The organism is Bacteroides sp. Ga6A2, assembly GCF_000702225.1.
In the GTDB taxonomy this organism is placed as follows: Bacteria; Bacteroidota; Bacteroidia; order Bacteroidales; family Bacteroidaceae; genus Ga6A1.
In genome coordinates, this window is sequence record NZ_JNKX01000080.1 from 1 (window position 1) to 3,360 (window position 3,360).

Annotated in this window: 4 protein-coding genes; all 4 read right to left on the reverse strand. The window is 33.5% G+C overall.

Annotation, left to right across the window (positions count from 1 at the left end):
* Positions 1-96 precede the first annotated feature (96 nt).
* Genes T538_RS0113680 through T538_RS0113695 form a run of 4 tightly spaced genes read right to left on the reverse strand, consistent with a single transcriptional unit; the run spans position 97 to position 3,151 of the window.
* On the reverse strand, positions 97-1,518 hold the full coding sequence (locus T538_RS0113680; RefSeq protein WP_031534589.1) for a hypothetical protein: 1,422 nt from the start codon (positions 1,516-1,518) through the stop codon (positions 97-99).
* 28 nt (positions 1,519-1,546) lie between these two features.
* The gene (locus tag T538_RS0113685) at positions 1,547-1,963 is read right to left on the reverse strand and encodes a hypothetical protein (RefSeq protein WP_031534586.1); all 417 of its coding nucleotides are present in this window, start codon (positions 1,961-1,963) and stop codon (positions 1,547-1,549) included.
* Between the two features lies 1 nt (position 1,964).
* The gene (locus T538_RS0113690) at positions 1,965-2,576 is read right to left on the reverse strand and encodes a hypothetical protein (protein ID WP_031534584.1); all 612 of its coding nucleotides are present in this window, start codon (positions 2,574-2,576) and stop codon (positions 1,965-1,967) included.
* A 2-nt stretch (positions 2,577-2,578) separates the two neighbouring features.
* Positions 2,579-3,151 (reverse strand): hypothetical protein, encoded by a 573-nt coding sequence (locus T538_RS0113695; protein WP_031541421.1) that lies wholly within the window; start codon positions 3,149-3,151, stop codon positions 2,579-2,581.
* Positions 3,152-3,360 lie beyond the last annotated feature (209 nt).

Below are 3,360 nucleotides of genomic sequence, written 5' to 3' on the forward strand. Positions count from 1 at the left end.
AAAAAAGACCCCGAGGCGCATATTTACTGGGCTTCGGGGAGGATTTTTATTGCCTTTTGAGTTTTACCGGACAGCAATATTTTGTTATGTTTGAAGTTAAATATTCTTTAGCTCTTCTTCCAGAATCATATCTGCGTATATGTACAGATCTGGAAGTTCTTCAATGGTTGTTTCTAATTCATTTTCTACCATCTCCTTTATTATTTTGACTGATCTATCCAATGTTTCTTTGATGCAATCTGGAAGAACATTGGGATTCAAATCCAATTCCAAATAAATACATTCGACATAAGTTGCAAGGTCCATCATTGCTGTATATTCAGGCATTCGTTGGATTATTTCTCGATCTTTTGCTACCGGTGAATGGTAGAGGAAAGAACAGTTGAAGTTGAAAGTTTTAAGGCTTTCACTTAAGTTTTCAAACACATGATCCAAACTTTCATCTATAACATTGTGCGACAAACGGAAATGTTCGTTTTCTTCGTTTTCTTCGTTATGTTGGATATTTAGATGCACATAGGGCACGCCTTTATGTGGCAAGTCAAATCTCACTAAGTAAGGAACCTCATCATCATTTTTCATCAAATATACTTTGATGCGAGTTGTATTGTCACTTGATTCCCGCATATCTACAGATCTCAATTTATTTAAGGGATTAGATTCACAGATGAGGTGATATACATACGGATTTGTGAGATTGCACAAAAACCATCCGGCTACCTTATTGAGAACATCTGATTCCGCTTTAGAGAGTCCAGGGAAAGACATAATGTCAAGTAGGCAAGACCAGAATGACAAGTATCTACATTGAAATACAAAGTCTAAGATCTGATATTTCGCAAATACTGACAGCTTTTTATCTACTGACAGATTTCCATCTTCTTTTTTATCGCAAGCCATATATATTGTGGAACGTAACCTTCTCAGAAAATCAATGTGTGTGATATTTGGTGCAACCTTTTCTTTAAAATGGTTTCCATCAAGATTGTAATTTTCATAGAATAAGTTGTAACCTATAGAAGAATTTAACAGTTTGTATGATGAAATCATACTATCAACAAGAGTATAAATATCCTTTTGTTTGGAAAAATCGCGGATGCTCTGATAATTGTCCTGCAATGATAGCAAAACTATCGAAATACACATATCTGGTATCTGTTTATTAAAAGCAGTAGTATATTCCAAATCTTTGTAATCAGGAGTGGTCACGAAGAATAAATCAATGGACGTAGACGTAGCCTCTTCGGCTTTTTTCTTAAGTGCATCAACATCTTTACATTCTTTAGGTAAGACCAACTGCAATTGTGTAAGATATTGTTCATCTAATACGTAAGGTCCATTGATAAAACACTTGAAAACCTTGGCAAAAAGCTGAATATGAGAAACACTGATTTGCTCCTCAAAATGGAAATGAATACGCTTCAATATACGTTCTTTTTCCATTAGGAGATGGTTCAATTCGTCATAATCATTATATGTCATTTCTTTTATTTTCTTATCTATTTCTTCTAATGTCATATTGTAATTTGTTAGATGTCAAAACCAATTATTTTTTGAATTCTTCATATTTTTGTTCTGTTTGTTCTCTCGGTTGCTCCTTTGTGTTTCCTTGTATAATGCTTGAGAACCAAAGTTGCTGAAAGGTTTTGGAATCAATCGGCGTAATGCCGAATTTTCTATAATCATCCAATGTGAGGTCTGCATCAATCCAAAATCCACATACACCATCAGCTTTGACTTGCACATTTCCATCTGCATCGACTCCGATTTCACGACAAGTGCTTCCAGTCTCCTCTTCGAATTCTATGTACCATGTTCTTACAAGATTAAATTTTTCTTCTTTATAGAAGTCTCCAAGTGCATTTGTTATGAAATCTAATACATTGTCAAATATGCGCTCAAATATGGAAGACTTTTCTTTTGTGGAAAACGTTACTGTATATTCAAATTTAAAGTATTTCATGTTATTTCAAACTTATAGAATGCCTCTTGATTTCTTTCTTCTCATTTTCGTCAATTTTTGTTATATTAACGATTAATGAATCTCGAATGACATCAAAAGAAAAGAATTGATTATAAGAAACAAATTTTTCTGAGCAATAGTCTTCTGCACCTATGTACTCATTTTTCTTATAGTCATCAAAGCATTCTTTTAATGAATCTTTTGTCAGCATGTATATAGAATAAAAAATCTCTCTGGTACACATGTCTTGATAACTTTTGTTTACAGTTATCAGTTCACGACCACCACAAGAAACATGCGTGGCACTATCAATCTTTGCGGACTGTTTTCGATAAATAATGGTATTGTTATTCTTGTTTAAAATGACGAACAACGAACTTTTGCTTCCCAGCAGATTTCCAAGCACGCAAAGGGTATCGTCTGTTTCTTTGAAATAAAACACATCCTCAAAAAATATACTATCCTCATTATTAACGCTGTCCGAAATGATATAATCATTCCCGATTTTGTTGGGCAACACAACGTGTGTATATTCTGAAGCTGTTGATACATCATGTGTATTAGCAACAGAACACGAGATACACAAGAATAATATAATGAATAAATTTCGCATCGTTATTTCTTCGTAATTTTGTAAGAAGCCACATCGAAACCAAAGATTGAATCTTTCGTTATTGTTATTTCTTGTGCTATGAAGATAGAGTCTTTATAAAAAAATGGAGACTTTACGAATCCTGAGGCAAAATCTGCAACTTCAAGTTTGTATGTATTGTTGCCAGCATAGGTGTATTTGCCGTAAGTTATTTCTTGACAGCCATTTTCGGATAAAACGTATATGTCAAACTTGTCGCTTTGTTTTTGCAGTGAGATGCTGAATTTATTCTTGCCGTTATTGAATTCGTAGTCGATGTAATGATATTTAGAATGGGCATATTCTTGTAAATATACTGTTCCTACAAGCATTATCGGCACAAAGAAGCCATTGGAAAATACAAGCAGAGAAGGCATTTTTACTTTTTCCCGTAGCGAGGATAATAATCTACACAACAAAAAAGAATAGATTGGAGACGGGAATATAATGTAATACAATATGGTTAGGGTATCGCCGATTTTCCACATCGCCAAAAATGCAAAAATAAAGATTGCAATGTCAATTAGTAGGATTATTATGTATGGCTTTGATTTCATTTTTCATTTTATCGTTTTACGGCTGTAAATATACAAACTATTTTTTTGTAGAAGTCTTTTTCATGGCAATATTTTGAAAAAACAAGAGCGAAAAAAGGTTGGCATTATGTTAAGCCCAAATCGGTCATTAGAAATTTGGCATGTCTATTTTTCTAATGACCGCCATTAGAAAATATCAGTTGTATTAGGCTATCCTTCAATAAATTACT

What these genes read in the sequence shown, in the direction of transcription:
- T538_RS0113680 (WP_031534589.1), bottom strand. Translation starts at nt 1,518, where the DNA reads ATGACATTAGAAGAAATAGATAAGAAAATAAAAGAAATGACATATAAT.
- T538_RS0113685 (WP_031534586.1), bottom strand. Translation starts at nt 1,963, where the DNA reads ATGAAATACTTTAAATTTGAATATACAGTAACGTTTTCCACAAAAGAA.
- T538_RS0113690 (WP_031534584.1), bottom strand. Translation starts at nt 2,576, where the DNA reads ATGCGAAATTTATTCATTATATTATTCTTGTGTATCTCGTGTTCTGTT.
- T538_RS0113695 (WP_031541421.1), bottom strand. Translation starts at nt 3,151, where the DNA reads ATGAAATCAAAGCCATACATAATAATCCTACTAATTGACATTGCAATC.